Here is a 16,175-nt window from a genome sequence, read left to right on the forward strand (position 1 = left end):
GTAATGTCACCCAAAAAGCGGAGTGACGTTCGCCCAAAACTATTATTTTAATGAGGAAATTACCATGAAGTTGAAACAATTCACGCTAACCTTAGCCGCTGTAAGCGTGCTGAGTGCCTGTAACATTGGCGACGACAACGACGCTGAAGTGAGTGCACTGCAATCGCAAGTTGAACAGTTACAAAGCGAACTCGACAACATAGATACTGCCAATGAAGCAGAAGTTGCTACCTTGAACGCGACTGTTGCTGCAATGCAAGCACAGATAGACACCATGACTGCAGAGTTAGTAGCCTTACAGGAAGCATCCAACAGTGCCACAACTGATGAGGATATTGCTGGGTTACAGGCCGAAATTGAAGCCTTGCAAACAACCCTCGATGCTTTAACGGCGCAAGCACCTATTTTGGGAAGTAACGCCACTTCCGGTGCGAATATCTTAACTGAAGATTCAGATAAGATTTTACGTTTTGCTATTTTCCCGGATACTCAAGGCCGAGATGATGACAATATGTCGTGGTATGTTGACGTTGATAAAGACGGTAACATCTTGTCCATCAAAGAATACGTTGGCGTAGACTACAACGGTGATGGTTATTACGATGCGGGCACTGAAAGTCAAAATGACGCGGTAAAAGTCAACGATTGGGATGAAGATGGTGTTAGCTACTTAGTTAATGTTGAAGACCCTTTCCACCCATATATTGAAGTAGATAGTGCCGGCGAACCTATTGTTGTTGCGCCTGAAGATCGTAAAGATTTTGGTCCTGACTGGAAAGTTCTGCCTTTACCTTTAGTAGAAGCCGTTACCGATAAAATGATAGAGCTAGATGTTGATTTAGTTTTAGCAACTGGTGATATCACTGAGTATCGAGCTGAGTCTGACTATGTGCAGTGGATGGAGAAAGTTGCAGGACCATTGACCGACGCTGGAGTCAGTATCTTTCCTGCACGGGGTAATCACGAAGTTGTTAATGGTAGAAACTGGCCAGCATGGTTTACCAACGAACAAGAGTGGGAACGTCAGTCAGTCAATAATGTTTACAATGATATTAACCCTTATGAAGGTTATGAGCAGGTTGATTTTGACCAAGGTTATAGACTGTATCAAGCATATACTGGTTCCTTAGTTCGCGAACATTTAGACAATGGTAAAGCCATTGGTTTCCCTGGTGCAGAAGACTTGGTTTATTATTTCATTGAAGACAAAACCATGTTTATTGCTTTAGATTTCTATTTTGCAGAGCTATATAGCAGCGCTTATAGAGGTACATGGACTATTTTGAGAGACTGGTTGAAAGAAGTTATTATCGCCAACGCCGAAGACGTAGATCATGTTGTGGCGTTTGGACACGAGCCGCTATCAACTAAAAAGCGTCCTCAAACCTATCAAGTTGAGATTTACGATGCATATGTAGCTGAACGAATTGCTTTACAAGAAGCTAAAGAAGCGGCTCAAGCAACTTTAGATAATGCCGTTGCAAATAGTGCATCTGCTGAAGAAATTGCGGTTTATAGCAATGCCTTAGAGAACGCAACTAGTGCATACGAAGAGCTAGAAGAGCCAAGTTTAAATGGTTACGATATCGGCCAATTGGGTTACTTACAGTTGCAAGATGAAGCAGAGCCTGGCCTGGCTGCGGACATATTAAACTTGTTCAACAATTACCAAGTTACTTATATTGCAGGACATGATCATCAGTACTCTCGTAGTTTAATTCACCCCACCTCTGATGATAAAGATACCGCCAATGGCTTCACTCAAATCATCGGTGGCAATGCATCATGGAAAGCTTACGAAGATTTATACGGTATGCACGATGACCATGAAACGGGGTTATTCATTAACAACTTTTATGACTCCATCACTGGGGGAAATTTAACCAACAGCGAAGGGACCAAGTACGCAAGCGTAACGTCTGATTTAGGAAATGGCATTTCATTTGTGGTTGTTGAAGTTAACGGTCGTCAGATTACCAGCAAAGCATACTACGCTGACCATACACTGACTGAAGTGGATATGAACTTGGGCGCTCATTATGATTACGATACAAATGCATGGTGTACGTACTCTGGCGACTACATGGTAGCTGGCGCAAGTACAACTGAAACTTGTAACGAAGTTGAATGGCAAGTGTTAGATGAAAACACCCGTACCACTGACGCAACCGTTAGAGTGGTTGCGCCTGACCAAAATTATTATGCCCATTCTGAAACACCAGCGGAAGATGGCTATATAGGCTCACAAGCAACCATCATCGATGGCTACAACTTAACCTACAACAGCTCATATGCCGCTACTGTAGGTGAAGTGGAACGTCTGCGTGAATTATTCTCCATGAGTTGGTTTGTGGATAGCGACGCTACCACTTTATCTGACGTGTTATACCTCAGTGGAAACCAAACCCAGGAAGGTTCGTACTTTAACCAATATGGTGATTTAATTGCTCCAGTTGTAGACGTCGATGCTGGTGTTTTGGCTGAGGGAGAGTCTGCTTCACTAACCTATGTTAACCAAAACGGTGAAGAAGTGAATAATCCAACTCACACCACCCGTGATGGAAAATTTGTGAAAGGTACCGATATTGAAGCATCATTGAACCCTGACCTTGCTAACGGTAATCCTAGTGGTAATGACGCCAACTGGAACGGACGTTATCTGGCAGATGGTTTAGATTTTGCCGACGCCATGACGTTAGTGATGACCGCACCTGAAGGCTATACCTTGACTGATTTAACCATTGGTCGCTATGACGAAGCAACACAGTCATGGGTGCCGGCGTTTGCTGATGAGTGTTACGTCGAAAGCGGTTACTCTGACCACTACTCAACCTATTACAGACTGACTGACCAACATCCAGAAGGTGGTTACCAAGTGGCTAATTGCCAACAACGCTACTGGGGCTATGTGAAAGATAGCAACACTATTTGGGGATTTGTGCACACCGACGGTAAGTTCGCAGTCATCGAAAAATAAGATTGAGTAATAGCCAATCTGGGTAATGAGCGCGCAACTGCGCTCTGATTACTAAATTTGAAAAGCCTATCATTATGATAGGCTTTTTTTATTGGGTAATTCAGTATCCCGGATATTTTGTTGAAATGAGATCCTCGAATTCCCCATTCGACGAATACGGACCTATCTCCCAAGTCGGAAACTCAAACAAATCTTTGCCTATGTCTTGAATAGTTTCAGTTAATTCAACTTGTTCAACGAGTTGCCCATCAATACTTTTTACGCCGTAAAGCACGCCCCACAAATTACCTGAGATAGCACCAGTAGAATCAGAATCACCGTCATGGCTAACGGATATGGTCATCAGATGATTAAAGTTATTGGCGACTATGGTGCAATATAGTGAAATGGCCAGTGCCTCTTCGGCTATCCACCCCTCGCCCAATTGTTGAATTGCTTTTGCATAATCGCGTTCTGTTTTCGATAACACTAACGCTAGCTCGATGGCTTCGATGGCTTCGATGGTTTCTTCTGAGTTGCGTTGCTCTTTAAGTAATGGAATAACGGAAAGTGCGGCGTCGACTAAGGTGTAACCCTCTAATAGTTGATAAATGATGGCGGAAAACGCCCCAGCGGCTAAATACCCAGTAGGGTGACCATGAGTCAGTTGAGCGGCATCACTGCCAAGCTTAAAACAATCGTCAAGACTAAAACTGTCTTTTAAGCGCCAACAAAATAAGCCAATAGGTGCAACACGCATTACGCCACCACAGCCTTTGCTATCATTTAAAGCCAACTCTGCAAACCCACCTGCTACGCTAAGTGCATTTAGACAGGTGTTACCCGGTGCTCGTTGGTCATGAAGCTCTCGGTATTGCCAAAGCACGCCATCATTGCTGACGTTGAGATTGCTAGGTGAGTCATAGGATTGAGTTTGCAACCAGCGCTGATAAGCATGTCCAATGCAGCCTAACCACGATGTGGTTCCTTTGTATTTCCCTCTAACATAGGCTCTTAGCAAGCCTTCGGCGGTAAAAAGTGTCATTTGAGTGTCGTCGGTAATGGCGCCAACTTTTCCGTAAGCCGGTAGTAACGAAGTCACCCCTTCTTGACCATGCAAGGCAAGAATCCGTTCCCGAGAAATGAATTCCACGGGCGCGCCAAACGCATCCCCAATTGCTCCACCGAGCATACAACCAATGAACTTATCTTGTGTTTCACTAATGATTAATTTAGACAAAATAAACACCTTCTTACTTCATTATTAACGTGGTTTAAACCCTCAAACTGCATTCATGGGAGAAAGTCTTTAAGACTTAGTAGTACTTTTCATTATTTAATGCAACCAGCCTTCGGTGCTGGTTAAACGTTGACTGGCTGAGAGGCCGAATGTCAAAATTCAGATCTAAAAATTGTTACACATAAAGTCACTTTGTGTGGACTTCGAGATTATAGTCAAAGCGCTTTTACCATCTCTGTGGTAAATATTGGGTGAAATACAAGGGCATCACGATATTGGTTCGTTCTGAAGTTGATGAGCCTTGTGTGCCAGTTAACTTAAATGTTTTACTTGGTGCGCATTTTTCAATGTAGGACGCCAGCGATTTTGCTCTTGTACGTTTGCCACTTTTTACTTCAACTGGGATGATACCTCCTTCATCTGTTGCCAAAATAAATTCGATTTCGGCGCGGGCGTCATTCCATGAATAACTTGGGTCAACGCCAATGGCAGTGAGTTCCTGCTGCACAAAGTTTTCTGCCACATATCCTTTATAGTCATAGTTTTGTTGCTTTAACTCTTTATAGCTACTGCCCAGCATATGATTGAGCAGGCCCACATCAAACATAAATAGCTTAACCATGTTCTCTTTTTTATAAGCCGCCAGAGGAGATTTCGGCAATCCTTCAATAGGATAGTTTGGCAAGGCTAAGCGGCAACAGTTAAGCCAATGAATCGCTGTTTCAAAATCGCTATAACGAGATTTACGCTCATGCACATGTTTAAATTTAAAACGTTTAACAGACTCATCACTCACAAGTGATAGCTGCGCTGGAATGCTATTGAACACCGATTCAATCAGTGTGGCATCGACCTTGCCCGCGTACTTACCGAAGTCGCGGCGATAACCTTCTACTAAATCGGCATGAATTTTAGTGACTCTTTCAACCCGATCTAAAATGCTTGAATCTTTAAACTGATACCAAGCAGAAACGGCTTCGGGCATACCACCGGTAAAAAAGTAGTCTGTTAGTTTATCCATCAATTTAGTGTGCGCCGCCGGTGTGCTTGCTTGACTATCAAATGCTTTGATCAGTGCCTGCTCGTTGGATGCGTATATAAATTCTTGGAAGGTCAGTGGTCGTAAATTGTATTGTTCTACCTTGCCCACAGGGAAGGTGTTGAGCAAACCAATGTTCGAACCGCTGGCTGCGACAAAATAGGACGGTGCTTTTTCGGCAAAATACTTAAGCGAAGTAACGGCACGTTCACATTCACCAATTTCATCTAAAATCAGCAGGTCGGTTTCTGGGTTGAACGCTTGGTTGGTTAACAACTCAATGTTCATTACTAACTCGACAGGTGACAGTGAGCCATCGAACGCTTCTTTGTAGGCAGGATTTTCAAGGAAGTCGATACGAAGGATGTTGGCAAAGGTGTTCCCAAACAACTCTTGCAGCAGATAGGTTTTACCTGTTTGTCTTGCGCCATCGATCAATAATGGCTTGCGCACAGATTGATTTTTCCATGCTATTAGGGCGTTGAGTAAGTTGCGCTGCATTGTCATTTCCCGCCAATTAAGATTGTTAACCAGCCTATACTATAACCTGTTTTACATTTTTACGCGCATAAAAGTGTGATATTTTACATTTTTATGCGCATAAAAGTGTTTGGGTGATTATTTTACTCTTAATCCGGCGGCATTCATAGTGAAACTATATTTTCAATATCATGATAAAAATGAAGCTATAGTTTCGCTTTTTTCCGGTCCATTCGTATTAGGGCGGGAGCAGTGGACTGGTTAGAAAGCGATATCGACCAGAGGATTGAACCCCGCCGTATCGGTGATTCCAACTGATTGATTTGAAAGGGAAAATAAAAAAGCCCTGTATTTACAAGCAAATAACAGGGCTTTTAAGACATTCTTGGACGGGTAAAAAAATTATTCGATGTTTTGGATCTGTTCGCGCATTTGCTCAATCAAAACTTTCAGTTCTACTGCTGATTGGGTGATGTCGGCGTGGATGGATTTTGAGCCTAGAGTGTTTGATTCGCGATTGAATTCTTGCATCATGAAGTCGAGTCGTCGGCCGCATGCACCGCCTTTTTTGAGGATTTTATGGGTTTCGCCTATGTGGGAGTTGAGTCTGTCGAGTTCTTCGGCAACGTCAACTTTTTGGGCTAGCATGATCATTTCTTGTTCGACTCGGCTTGCTTCAAGTTCTATTTTTGCTTCTTCGAAACGGCTGAGTAGGCGGTCTTTTTGCCATGTGATAATTTCTGGCATTCTGGCGCTGACAATTTTCACTTGTTCTTGAATACCATCGAGGCGTTGTTCGATCATTTCTTTTAAGTTAACACCTTCAGCCGCGCGCGCTTGGATGAAATCATCTAGAGTGGTATCAAATCCTTTCATAATATCGGTTTGAATGCTGTCCATATCGGTTTCTACAGTGGCGATTACGCCAGGCCAGCGTAGGATATCGACGGGGTTTACACCGCTTGATTGACCGTGTGATTGTACCCAGTCAGCGGCCTTTAAAAGTTGTTTAGCGAGATCTTCATTGAGGCTTAATTCGCCTGCCGCTGCGTCGTTTGGAATATAGCGCAATGCACATTCCACTTTTCCGCGCTGTAGGCGTTTTCTGAAGCGTTCGCGGAGCATTGGTTCGAGCGAACGAAATTGCTCTGGAAGGCGGAAAAAGGTTTCTAAGTAGCGTTGATTTACCGAACGAATTTCCCAGATTGCGGTGCCCCATTCTGCTTTTATTTCGTTACGGGCAAATGCGGTCATGCTGTATATCATGGGAATTCCTCGGTAATTTAAAGTTTTAATGCTGGCATAGTTTACGCCTTATTAACACAATCCGCAGTGTTTTTTGTAGCGTGGTCTTTAGGCCATGGGGTTTAAATATCAATTAAACCCTCGGGGCTAAAGCGCCCGACTACAGGTTTGGGATTTATTTCATTGCTAACTGCAACATTTGGTGGAGTTACTGTATAATCCTGCGCCATATCAATTAGGAGTATAAAAATGCGTCCAAGTGGAAGAACTGCCAGTCAAATCCGTCCTGTTACTATTACTCGCCAGTTTACCTGTCATGCTGAAGGTTCGGTGTTGGTTGAATTTGGTAATACCAAAGTTATCTGTAACGCTACCGTTGAAGAAGGTGTGCCGCGCTTTATGAAAGGCAAGGGTAAAGGTTGGATAACTGCTGAGTACAGCATGCTTCCACGCTCTACCCATACTCGCTCAGGTCGTGAAGCGGCTCGTGGTAAGCAAGGTGGGCGTACTTTAGAGATTCAACGTTTAATTGCTCGCTCTTTACGCGCAGCCGTTGATTTAAAATTGTTGGGTGAGAATACGATTACCCTAGATTGCGACGTTATTCAGGCTGATGGTGGTACTCGTACCGCGTCTATTACCGGAGCATGTGTTGCTCTAGTTGATGCTTTAACTTATATGCGCAGCAAAGGTATTTTAAAAGCGAATCCGCTTAAGTTTATGATTGCCGCGTTATCTGTGGGTGTTTATAAAGGTAACGCTATCGCTGATCTAGAGTACTTGGAAGACTCTGATGCTGAAACAGACATGAACGTGGTGATGACTGAAACTGGCAAGTTAATTGAAGTTCAAGGTACTGCCGAAGGCGAACCTTTCAGTTTTGACGAAATGAGCGAAATGCTTGAGTTGGCGAAACATGGTCTTCGTGAGTTATTCGATGAACAAAAGAGCGCATTAAATTAAGAACGGGTTAGTAAAAACATGCAAGATTATCAAAAAGCATTTATTGAATTCGCCCTTGCCCGCGAGGTTTTAAAGTTTGGTGAATTTACCTTGAAATCAGGACGAAAAAGCCCTTACTTTTTTAATGCTGGCTTGTTCAACACTGGAAACGATTTGGCTAAGTTAGGACAATATTACGCCCAAGCGTTAATAGATTCTGGCATTGAATATGATGTGTTGTTTGGTCCTGCTTATAAAGGTATTCCTATTGCTACCACCACCGCGGTTGCCTTGGCTGACAAACACAACATCGATACGCCTTATTGCTTTAACCGCAAAGAAGCGAAAGATCATGGTGAAGGTGGTACTTTGGTGGGCAGTCCTTTGAGTGGCAGAGTTATGCTGGTGGATGATGTGATCACCGCAGGCACTGCTATTCGTGAATCCATGCAGCTTATTGATGCTCAGGGCGCAAACCTCGCGGGTGTCTTGATTGCATTGGATCGTCAGGAAAAAGGCAAAGGTGAGCTGTCTGCTATTCAAGAGGTTGAGCGTGATTTTGGTACACAAGTGGCTTCAATTATCTGCTTAGCCGATTTGGTGGAGTACTTGAAGGACCAGCCAGAGATGGCTGTGCATTTGAAGAATATTGAACAATATCGGCAGGACTATGGGATCTGATTTTTCAGTTCCACAAGAGTTCTCAGCTGATTATCACCTGGACGCCCTTGGCCTGAGGTGTCCAGAGCCAGTTATGATGGTCAGAATGAAAGTGCGCAAGATGCAAGAAGGTGAGTCATTGAGCGTTATTGCCGATGACCATTCTACAACCCGAGATGTGCCGAGTTTTTGTCGGTTTATGGGTCATACCTTGGTGCGTTCCCATACCGAATCCGCCCCCTATATTTATTTAATCCGCAAAGGCATTTAGTTTATATTTCCGGGGCTAATGCCCCGACTAAGTTATATCATTTCAAAATTGGCGCTGAAATTATTCTGGTTTACGGAATTTAATGGTCCAGCGGTCGGTGTTGCCGGTTACTGATTTTGCGCCTACTTCATATTCTAACTCATCGTCTTCACGATAATGTAGGTCGCTATAATCTACAAATTCAAATCCAGCTTCGATAATTTCTTTAATAGCCAATACAGGATCAACACGTCTGCCGTTTGAACTGTTTGCTGGCTCCATATGGCGCGCAGTGTGATCAACAACTGCATAGATTCCACCAGGCTTCAATGCTTCAAACGCTGCAACATTCATCGCTTTGCGGCCTTCTTCTGAAAAGTTGTGGTAATTTCTGAAGGTAAGCACCATATCAAGATCGTCAACGCCGAATGAATCTAAATCTAATGAATAAAAGCGCGCTCCGTCTTTACGATACAGCTTTGCATCTTCAGCGATAATATTCATTTTTTCAAAACCTGGCTGATTACTTAGTGACTTTTTAATATTGCCAGTGCCAATAGCAGCATAATATTCGCCTTTATCATGCACTACTGGAGCAAGGATTTTGGTGTACCAACCACCTCCAGGTAACAATTCAAGTATCCGCATGTCAGGTTCAAGGCCAAAGAATTCCAAAGTTTCAACAGGCTTTCTGTTGCGGTCCCGCTCTTTCTCTGCCTCTGTTCTGACATCTGATTTCATCGCTGACTTGATCAAATCGCCCACTTCGTGATGGGCGGCCAATGAAGGTAGACTCGCCGTTAACCCTAGGGTAGTGAGCAAAGCAATAGCTGTTGAACGTAATTTCATTCTTTTCTCCATGTATTTGTTTGATTACTTAATGGTTTACGGTTTTATTGTTTCTTTTAATTAGAGACCCGAGCACAACCAATATTCATTCCGGAAGTTTGAAAAAAGATGCTCCAGCCTATTGTTTACTGTTTATGGACAAAAACTTCGCCGTTTTTCATTACAAAGTCGATATCTTGCATCTCTTTTATGTCATTTAGTGGGTCGCCTTTAACGGCAACCATATCGGCAAATTTACCTACTTCTATGGTTCCTAAATTATCTAATTCATTGAGTAATTTTGCACCGTGATAAGTTGCACTGCGTATGGCTTCTATTGGCTTCATGCCTGCCTCAACCATGAGCACAAATTCTAGACCGTTGTCGCCATGGGCTGATACACCAGAGTCTGTGCCAAATGCGATTTTGACACCAGATTTATAGGCATTTGCAAAGGTTTGTTGAATCAACGGACCAATTTGTGCTGCTTTAGGACGGACTAAGTCAGGAAAGAAACCGTCAATTTTTGCTTTCTCAGCCACCCAATCGCCTGCCATGATGGTGGGAACATAGTAAGTATTATGTTTCTTCATGAGTTTGAAGATTTCTTTATCCATGTATGTACCGTGCTCAATGGAGGTCACGCCAGCTAATATTGCTCTTCGCATGCCTTCTTTGCCATGGGCATGCACCGCTATTGTCATGCCATAGTCTTTAGCTGTATCCACAATAGCTTTCAATTCGTCGTCCATGAATTGCGGATTTTGGCCGCTTTTTGCCACTGATAAAACGCCACCGGTGGCGGTAATTTTTATCAGGTCCGCACCGTCTTTATAGCGTTGTCTAACGGCTTTTCTAGCTTCAGCAACACCATTAATGACGCCTTCCTCTGGGCCTAAGTCACGACGAATGATTTTGGCTTGACCATTGGTTGCATCTGCATGTCCGCCTGTTGTGGCGATGGGCATTGCTGCGGTGAATATCCGTGGGCCGGGGATCTTTTCACTATTAATGGCATTGCGCAACGCTACGGTTTCGTTATAGCCATCTCCTAGATTGCGTATTGTAGTAAAGCCGGCATCTAAGGTTTTTTTAGCATAGACCACCCCTTTGATGGCAAAATCTGCTTCGTTTAAAACAAAGCCTTCCATGTATGTGCTAGGGCCTTCAAATTGACTGCTTATATGGGTATGCATGTCCATCAAGCCGGGCATTAGGGTGTACTGTGATAAATCGATGACTTCATCATCGTCGCCTGCTGCTGTGAAGCCCTTGTCTATTCGACTGATTTTATTGTCCTCAACAATAACCGACATCTTATTTTTTACATCGTCAGTATCTGCGCCAATGAGCTTTCCCGCATGAATTATGGTGGCTGCATGACTAAGATTAAGTGTTGCTGTAGTAAGAAGTAGAAAAGAGGTTTTTATAAATAGAGCGTTACGGCTAAACATCAAGGAGTCCCTGCCAATATTGGATGAAGTATCAACATTAGGTTAATTTATCAAACAGGTCAAAAGTAGCGCCTAAAATAAGTGTAAACTTTTGTTTAAAATGTGCCTAAGGTAAAGTTGTAGTCTCCACTGTTAAGTTGCAACTGCCGAACGCCTTCTACTGTGACCTCCTCGGCTAATTCAATAAGTTGATAATACACATTTTGATGCAAGCGAGCCCACAGGTTGCGCCTTACTTTAACATAGGGGAGCATGGCTTGAGTTGCAGCGTCTTGGCGTATTTCAACGGGGTTATCACTACTGACTACAAAGTTATCGTCAGTTTGGGTGCTAAAAGTGAGTAAGTCTTCTTGTTTGTCCCACTGAGTGATTATGAAAGGCACATCATCAACTTTGATCCGCACCTTTTCCACAGGCGTTACTAAAAAATACTCGTCTTGATCTTTACGTAAAACGCTAGCAAAGAGTTTCACTAGCGGTTTACGTCCAATGGGTGTGCCCATATAAAACCAGCTTCCATCATGCTTGATGTGAATATCAATATCGCCACAAAAATCAGGATCCCACTTTTCTACCGGTGGAATTTTACCTTGTTGTTGGGCTAGTTGGTTTTGTAATTCAGACAAATCCATTAGATAGTCACCCTATCAATCTTCGGAAACCCCTTGTTACTGAAGTGCATCTCGTACTTCCCGCAATTTAGCTTTGATGCGACGCATGTTTTCTGGGCCAGTTCTTAGCAATTGCTTCTGCACCGAAGTTAAATTTTCCAAGCGTTCATCGGCAAATTTGTACATTACGCTGTCGGTATAAACCTCAATTGGCACGGGAACCTCAGGGGTATCCAACAGATGATTAATGGCATCCATTAACACATAAGTAAAATCGTCATCGGGATCACCAATTTCAGCGTAAATATCGGAAATTGTAGGTTTATAGGTTTCGTAAAGTGAAATTAACGCGTTGGTATCCATGGAATCTAAGGTTTCCACATAGGGTGTGTATCGTTTAAAGCTAGCCGCATCAATAAAACTCTTGTCAGACTGCTCATACACTCGAAACTTTTGATCCGGTGGCACTATAACCTGATGATTGGTTGCAATATCGTGATTAGCCGCGTTTTCCGTTAACACAACGAAGCGTCTAAGTAGGTCATCATTCACCAATAAACTCGCAGCAGCTTCATAATCCGCTAAACTGATGATGGATGTTTTGACTGCTGCATCGCTAGTGTCAATTGGCTCCGGAATCGGCTCGGGGGGCGGTAAATCAACAATAACCGGCTCTTCCTCTAAGGTTTCCCCTTCATCTTCAACAGCGTACTCGTCGAATTCTGGTTGTTCTTCAACCTCTACAATTGGATCGGGGATCGGGGTTTCAATGATTGGCTCAGGGAGTTCTTCAGTGTCATTACTGCCGCTAAAAGCAAAATAACCTATTACTAAAACACAGATCACAATCACTGCTAAAATAATGTGCGGCTTGATGGATTTGGGGTTTGATTCGTCAGTCATTTTCTTTCCTAAATTACACGCAACCAGATAATATTATGACAAGCTAGGAAGCAAATCGTTGAATTATTTTAACTAAAGTCCACAAATTGTTTATCTTTTGCTGCCAAACTACCTATGGCCTAAGTCATTCCCTGGCTAATTAAAGTGAGAATTTCCTAAACCTATTTTTAAAAATAAACACACATTAGATACTACTACTTCCAAATCTCATGTCACTATTTGTTTCTACTATTTTGATTGGGATCTAGCAGGAAATTTCAAGGCATGTCTGTTTTATCAGTGTACTCAGGTTAGTGACTCCAAGTTCTTGCATGAACCAATCACTGCTATCACCCGTACAAAATAGCACTCTTCAAACCTATCTTGAGATAAGCTAAAGATGAAATTCGAATACCAACAATTAATTAATCAGAAACAAATTATAGATGAACTAGAGTTGCAGTCATTTGAGATGAATATTTACTTGCTTAAGCTGCACGTTGGCAATAATCAGGGAATGTTATATGAAAACGGTCAGTTAATGCGTTTCCACAGCACCCAACAAGTTCGTGACGCTTTTGCTGAATTTACGGTACTTAGGTCTGTTATGGTGCATGATTCACCCTATGATGAGATGATTGGCAATCCTCCAAAAACAGAAACAAATCTGAAAATGCCATTTTCCATGCAACAACCTTACTAAAAGATTGAATAATCAAAATCACCCACCATACTATATGACCAGCCAATCATGACTAAGATGTCTGGATTGGCCTAATCGATTACACAAGCTTAACCTTACTCAAGAGGCAAATTTTTCATGCAATTTCTACATACTATGGTGCGAGTCGCAGACTTAGAGGCATCTTTAAAATTCTATTGTGAACACTTGGGTTTGCAAGAAAGCAAGCGAATTGAAAATGAAAAAGGTCGGTTTACCTTGGTTTATTTAGCTGCGCCCGAGGACGTGGAACGGGCGGAAAAAGATGATGCTCCATTAGTAGAACTTACCTATAACTGGGATCCAGAAACCTACACAGGTGGCAGAAACTTCGGACATCTAGCGTTCCAAGTTGATGATATTTATACTTTGTGTCAGAAACTAAGTGATGCTGGTGTGGTGATCAATCGTCCGCCTAGGGATGGATACATGGCTTTTGTGCGCTCCCCTGATAATATCTCTATTGAACTACTGCAACGAGGCGACGCTCTTGCCCCTCAAGAGCCTTGGGCATCAATGGAAAATACCGGAGAGTGGTAACTCTATAAAATTATAGTGTTACAGTCTGGTGTGCGTTGTTTGTCATTTGACTATCAGATTTGGGACAAAAACATATACGTTTGAGACAAAATATAGTGCCAACGTTGAGGGTTCGCTGAGTTGGCACTCTACAAAACCTCTTAAACCCTCTGCAATCGCAAGCAGATATAAATTATCCCCATGGCTAGTGTATAATCTTCTTTTACGATTTATTACTTAAGATTGCAGTCTTAAGTGAAAACACCTTATTGGAGATCGGGTTGAATAAACAGTCATTAATCCTATTAAAAAATGCCAACATTTTTGCCCCAGAAGCCCTTGGTAATCGGCATCTTTTAGTGGGAGGTGGAACAATTTTACAGATTTTCGATAGTCTGCCTAATCTCGATTCTCTCATTGATGTGCAACAGCTTGACTTGCAAGGGGCAACGGTCATTCCTGGCTTAATTGATGCCCATACTCATATCACCGGTGGTGGCGGAGAAGCAGGATTTGCCACTCGAGTACCGCCGGTTCCTTTGAGTCAATTCACCCGTGCTGGTGTAACCACTGCCGTTGGGTTGTTAGGCACAGATGACACAACTCGTAGCACCGAATCCTTGGTAGCTCAGGTATATGGTTTGCGGGAAGAAGGCTTATCTGCTTATTGTTACACTGGCGGTTATCACTTACCGCCAACCACGTTAACGGGTTCCATTAAGACCGATATCGTGTTTGTTGATCCTATAGTAGCGGTGGGAGAGTTAGCCATCAGTGATCACCGTTCTAGCCAGCCTACCCTCAATGAATTACTAAAAGTGGCTTCTGAAGCCCATGTGGCAAGGTTAATGACAGGCAAAGCTGGCACTGTTCATCTGCACTTAGGAGATGGTGAGCGTGGATTGAGTTTGGTGCGTGAAGCTTTATCTGCTTCAGAAATACCGGCTAGAACCTTCAATCCTACCCATGTAAATCGCCAACGGTTTTTATTTGAAGAGGCGTGTGAGTTAGCGCATCAAGGGTGTTGGATTGATGTGACTGCATTTGAAACCGACGGTGAAGGTTACGAGCCGGCAGATGCCCTGAGTCGATATCTCGCCAGTGACTACCCCCAAGACAAACTAACCATTAGTTCCGATGGTGGGGGCTGCTTACCTTGCTTTGATAAACAAGGGCACCTAACCAAAATGGACTTTGCGAATTCAGAGTCCATGACACAGGTTTTATATGAATTGCTTGAAAATGGCGTCCCATTGCAAGATTGTCTGCCATTTTTTACATCAAATGTGGCTTCTTTGATGAATTTTCATAAAAAAGGCAAGATACAGGCTGGCTTTGACGCAGATCTTGTTATACTTGACGATTCGTCCCGCATCAGCCACGTGATGGCCCTTGGTGTGTGGCACATTTTTGATAAATCTTTTGTAAAAAAAGGTACGTTTGAGGATTGAATATGCCGTCTCCTAATATTGAAGGACAGCAACGTGGTTATGTAATCCCCATCGGCGGCGCCGAAGAGAAAATAGATAACCCAGAAATACTAACAAAATTTGTCGAGCTCGCGGGTGGTGCTGACGCTGTGATTTGTGTTATTCCAACCGCTTCACAGTTAGATGATACTGGTCAGCGATACGAAAATTTATTCCACGAATTAGGTGCAGGAAAAACAATTTCCTTGCCTATTCGTGAACGCGCAGATGCGCAAAACCCGGATTATGTTGAGCAGCTTCTGACTTGCACCGCGGTGTTTATCACTGGTGGCAATCAATTACGTTTATCGACTATTTTAGGTGGCACGCCCATTGCCAAAACCATTCGACAAATTAACGCTAAAGGTGTGCATGTTGCAGGTACCTCTGCCGGAGCGGCAATCGTTTCTCAGCATATGATTACCGGTGGAAGCACTGGAATTGTACCTACCGAAGACGGTGTGAATTTAGCGCCGGGTATGGGGTTGATCAACACTGTGGTGGTAGACCAACATTTTAATGAGCGTAACCGTTTATCACGGTTGTTGAGTGCGGTTTCCTATAATCCATTTTTAGTGGGAATCGGCTTAGACGAAGATACCGCAGCCTTTATAGATGATAATAATGAATTTACGGTTGTCGGTAGTGGCGCAATAACCGTTGTTGATCCCGCCGATATCGAGTATTCCTCAATGGCTGAAGCGCGCAGAGGTGACGCCTTAACCTTGCTTAATTTGAAGGTGCATATTCTTGCCTCAGGCAGTCGATACAATATTAGCACTCGCCAAGCATTCGCCTAATTCTAGGTTTATGCTGAATATAAAAACAGTGGCGAATACCACTGTTTTTATATAGCCTAGTTACTACAATTCTATAAGC

General features: G+C 43.1%; 15 protein-coding genes. 8 read left to right on the forward strand and 7 right to left on the reverse strand.

From position 1 onward, the window contains the following. The first annotated feature begins 64 nt into the window (after window positions 1–64). Entirely contained in the window at window positions 65–2,977 is a 2,913-nt protein-coding gene (locus Q4574_RS13545; RefSeq protein WP_303474675.1) for a metallophosphoesterase, read from the forward strand. Between the two features lie 100 nt (window positions 2,978–3,077). Here Q4574_RS13545 and Q4574_RS13550 read toward each other — a convergent pair whose 3' ends face one another. The 3 genes from Q4574_RS13550 to Q4574_RS13560 form a co-directional block, all read right to left on the reverse strand. Beyond that, complete coding sequence (locus Q4574_RS13550; RefSeq protein ID WP_303474676.1) at window positions 3,078–4,196, reverse strand: ADP-ribosylglycohydrolase family protein; 1,119 nt, start codon at window positions 4,194–4,196, stop codon at window positions 3,078–3,080. A 226-nt stretch (window positions 4,197–4,422) separates the two neighbouring features. Next, window positions 4,423–5,736, reverse strand: coding sequence for an ATP-binding protein (locus Q4574_RS13555; protein ID WP_303474677.1), 1,314 nt, complete (start codon window positions 5,734–5,736; stop codon window positions 4,423–4,425). Window positions 5,737–6,117: 381 nt separating this feature from the next. Further along, window positions 6,118–6,981 carry a YicC/YloC family endoribonuclease gene (locus tag Q4574_RS13560; protein ID WP_303474678.1) on the reverse strand — a complete coding sequence of 288 codons (864 nt, stop codon included), beginning with the start codon at window positions 6,979–6,981 and terminating at the stop codon, window positions 6,118–6,120. A gap of 228 nt (window positions 6,982–7,209) precedes the next feature. Here Q4574_RS13560 and rph point away from each other — a divergent pair, with 228 nt between their 5' ends. From rph to tusA, 3 genes are read left to right on the forward strand one after another with little or no spacing between them, the layout of a single operon-like run. Next, complete coding sequence (gene rph / locus Q4574_RS13565) at window positions 7,210–7,923, forward strand: ribonuclease PH (protein ID WP_303474679.1); 714 nt, start codon at window positions 7,210–7,212, stop codon at window positions 7,921–7,923. Between the two features lie 18 nt (window positions 7,924–7,941). Continuing rightward, window positions 7,942–8,583, forward strand: coding sequence for an orotate phosphoribosyltransferase (gene pyrE, locus Q4574_RS13570; protein ID WP_303474680.1), 642 nt, complete (start codon window positions 7,942–7,944; stop codon window positions 8,581–8,583). Further along, complete coding sequence (tusA, locus tag Q4574_RS13575) at window positions 8,573–8,833, forward strand: sulfurtransferase TusA (protein ID WP_303474681.1); 261 nt, start codon at window positions 8,573–8,575, stop codon at window positions 8,831–8,833. Before pyrE ends, tusA begins: the two co-directional genes overlap by 11 nt. A 60-nt stretch (window positions 8,834–8,893) precedes the next feature. Here the strand turns inward: tusA and Q4574_RS13580 are convergent, their stop codons facing one another. The 4 genes from Q4574_RS13580 to Q4574_RS13595 form a co-directional block, all read right to left on the reverse strand. Continuing rightward, on the reverse strand, window positions 8,894–9,661 hold the full coding sequence (locus tag Q4574_RS13580) for a class I SAM-dependent methyltransferase (RefSeq protein WP_303474682.1): 768 nt from the start codon (window positions 9,659–9,661) through the stop codon (window positions 8,894–8,896). A 125-nt stretch (window positions 9,662–9,786) separates the two neighbouring features. Continuing rightward, window positions 9,787–11,094 carry an amidohydrolase family protein gene (locus Q4574_RS13585; RefSeq protein ID WP_303474683.1) on the reverse strand — a complete coding sequence of 436 codons (1,308 nt, stop codon included), beginning with the start codon at window positions 11,092–11,094 and terminating at the stop codon, window positions 9,787–9,789. 95 nt (window positions 11,095–11,189) lie between these two features. Further along, entirely contained in the window at window positions 11,190–11,726 is a 537-nt protein-coding gene (locus Q4574_RS13590; protein ID WP_303474684.1) for a DUF1285 domain-containing protein, read from the reverse strand. 36 nt (window positions 11,727–11,762) lie between these two features. After that, window positions 11,763–12,608: a DUF3014 domain-containing protein gene (locus Q4574_RS13595; RefSeq protein WP_303474685.1), complete on the reverse strand. Its 846-nt coding sequence runs from the start codon at window positions 12,606–12,608 to the stop codon at window positions 11,763–11,765. 379 nt (window positions 12,609–12,987) lie between these two features. Here Q4574_RS13595 and Q4574_RS13600 point away from each other — a divergent pair, with 379 nt between their 5' ends. From Q4574_RS13600 to Q4574_RS13615, 4 genes are all read left to right on the forward strand, one after another. Further along, on the forward strand, window positions 12,988–13,290 hold the full coding sequence (locus Q4574_RS13600; RefSeq protein ID WP_303474686.1) for a DUF6482 family protein: 303 nt from the start codon (window positions 12,988–12,990) through the stop codon (window positions 13,288–13,290). 117 nt (window positions 13,291–13,407) lie between these two features. Then, on the forward strand, window positions 13,408–13,848 hold the full coding sequence (locus Q4574_RS13605; RefSeq protein ID WP_303474687.1) for a VOC family protein: 441 nt from the start codon (window positions 13,408–13,410) through the stop codon (window positions 13,846–13,848). Window positions 13,849–14,108: 260 nt separating this feature from the next. Next, complete coding sequence (iadA, locus tag Q4574_RS13610; RefSeq protein WP_303474688.1) at window positions 14,109–15,278, forward strand: beta-aspartyl-peptidase; 1,170 nt, start codon at window positions 14,109–14,111, stop codon at window positions 15,276–15,278. Between the two features lie 2 nt (window positions 15,279–15,280). Further along, a complete protein-coding gene (locus Q4574_RS13615) occupies window positions 15,281–16,096 on the forward strand; it encodes a cyanophycinase (protein ID WP_303474689.1) in 816 nt (271 codons plus the stop codon). The last annotated feature ends 79 nt before the right edge of the window (window positions 16,097–16,175 follow it).

The sequence above is a fragment of the Aliiglaciecola sp. 3_MG-2023 genome (genome assembly GCF_030548205.1).
In the GTDB taxonomy this organism is placed as follows: Bacteria; Pseudomonadota; Gammaproteobacteria; order Enterobacterales; family Alteromonadaceae; genus Aliiglaciecola.

Excerpts from the sequence above, each read along its gene's own strand:
- Q4574_RS13545 (WP_303474675.1), top strand. The coding sequence starts at position 65 with ATGAAGTTGAAACAATTCACGCTAACCTTAGCCGCTGTAAGCGTGCTG.
- Q4574_RS13555 (WP_303474677.1), bottom strand. The coding sequence starts at position 5,736 with ATGCAGCGCAACTTACTCAACGCCCTAATAGCATGGAAAAATCAATCT.
- Q4574_RS13560 (WP_303474678.1), bottom strand. The coding sequence starts at position 6,981 with ATGATATACAGCATGACCGCATTTGCCCGTAACGAAATAAAAGCAGAA.
- rph (WP_303474679.1), top strand. The coding sequence starts at position 7,210 with ATGCGTCCAAGTGGAAGAACTGCCAGTCAAATCCGTCCTGTTACTATT.
- pyrE (WP_303474680.1), top strand. The coding sequence starts at position 7,942 with ATGCAAGATTATCAAAAAGCATTTATTGAATTCGCCCTTGCCCGCGAG.
- tusA (WP_303474681.1), top strand. The coding sequence starts at position 8,573 with ATGGGATCTGATTTTTCAGTTCCACAAGAGTTCTCAGCTGATTATCAC.
- Q4574_RS13580 (WP_303474682.1), bottom strand. The coding sequence starts at position 9,661 with ATGAAATTACGTTCAACAGCTATTGCTTTGCTCACTACCCTAGGGTTA.
- Q4574_RS13585 (WP_303474683.1), bottom strand. The coding sequence starts at position 11,094 with ATGTTTAGCCGTAACGCTCTATTTATAAAAACCTCTTTTCTACTTCTT.
- Q4574_RS13590 (WP_303474684.1), bottom strand. The coding sequence starts at position 11,726 with ATGGATTTGTCTGAATTACAAAACCAACTAGCCCAACAACAAGGTAAA.
- Q4574_RS13595 (WP_303474685.1), bottom strand. The coding sequence starts at position 12,608 with ATGACTGACGAATCAAACCCCAAATCCATCAAGCCGCACATTATTTTA.
- Q4574_RS13600 (WP_303474686.1), top strand. The coding sequence starts at position 12,988 with ATGAAATTCGAATACCAACAATTAATTAATCAGAAACAAATTATAGAT.
- Q4574_RS13605 (WP_303474687.1), top strand. The coding sequence starts at position 13,408 with ATGCAATTTCTACATACTATGGTGCGAGTCGCAGACTTAGAGGCATCT.
- Q4574_RS13615 (WP_303474689.1), top strand. The coding sequence starts at position 15,281 with ATGCCGTCTCCTAATATTGAAGGACAGCAACGTGGTTATGTAATCCCC.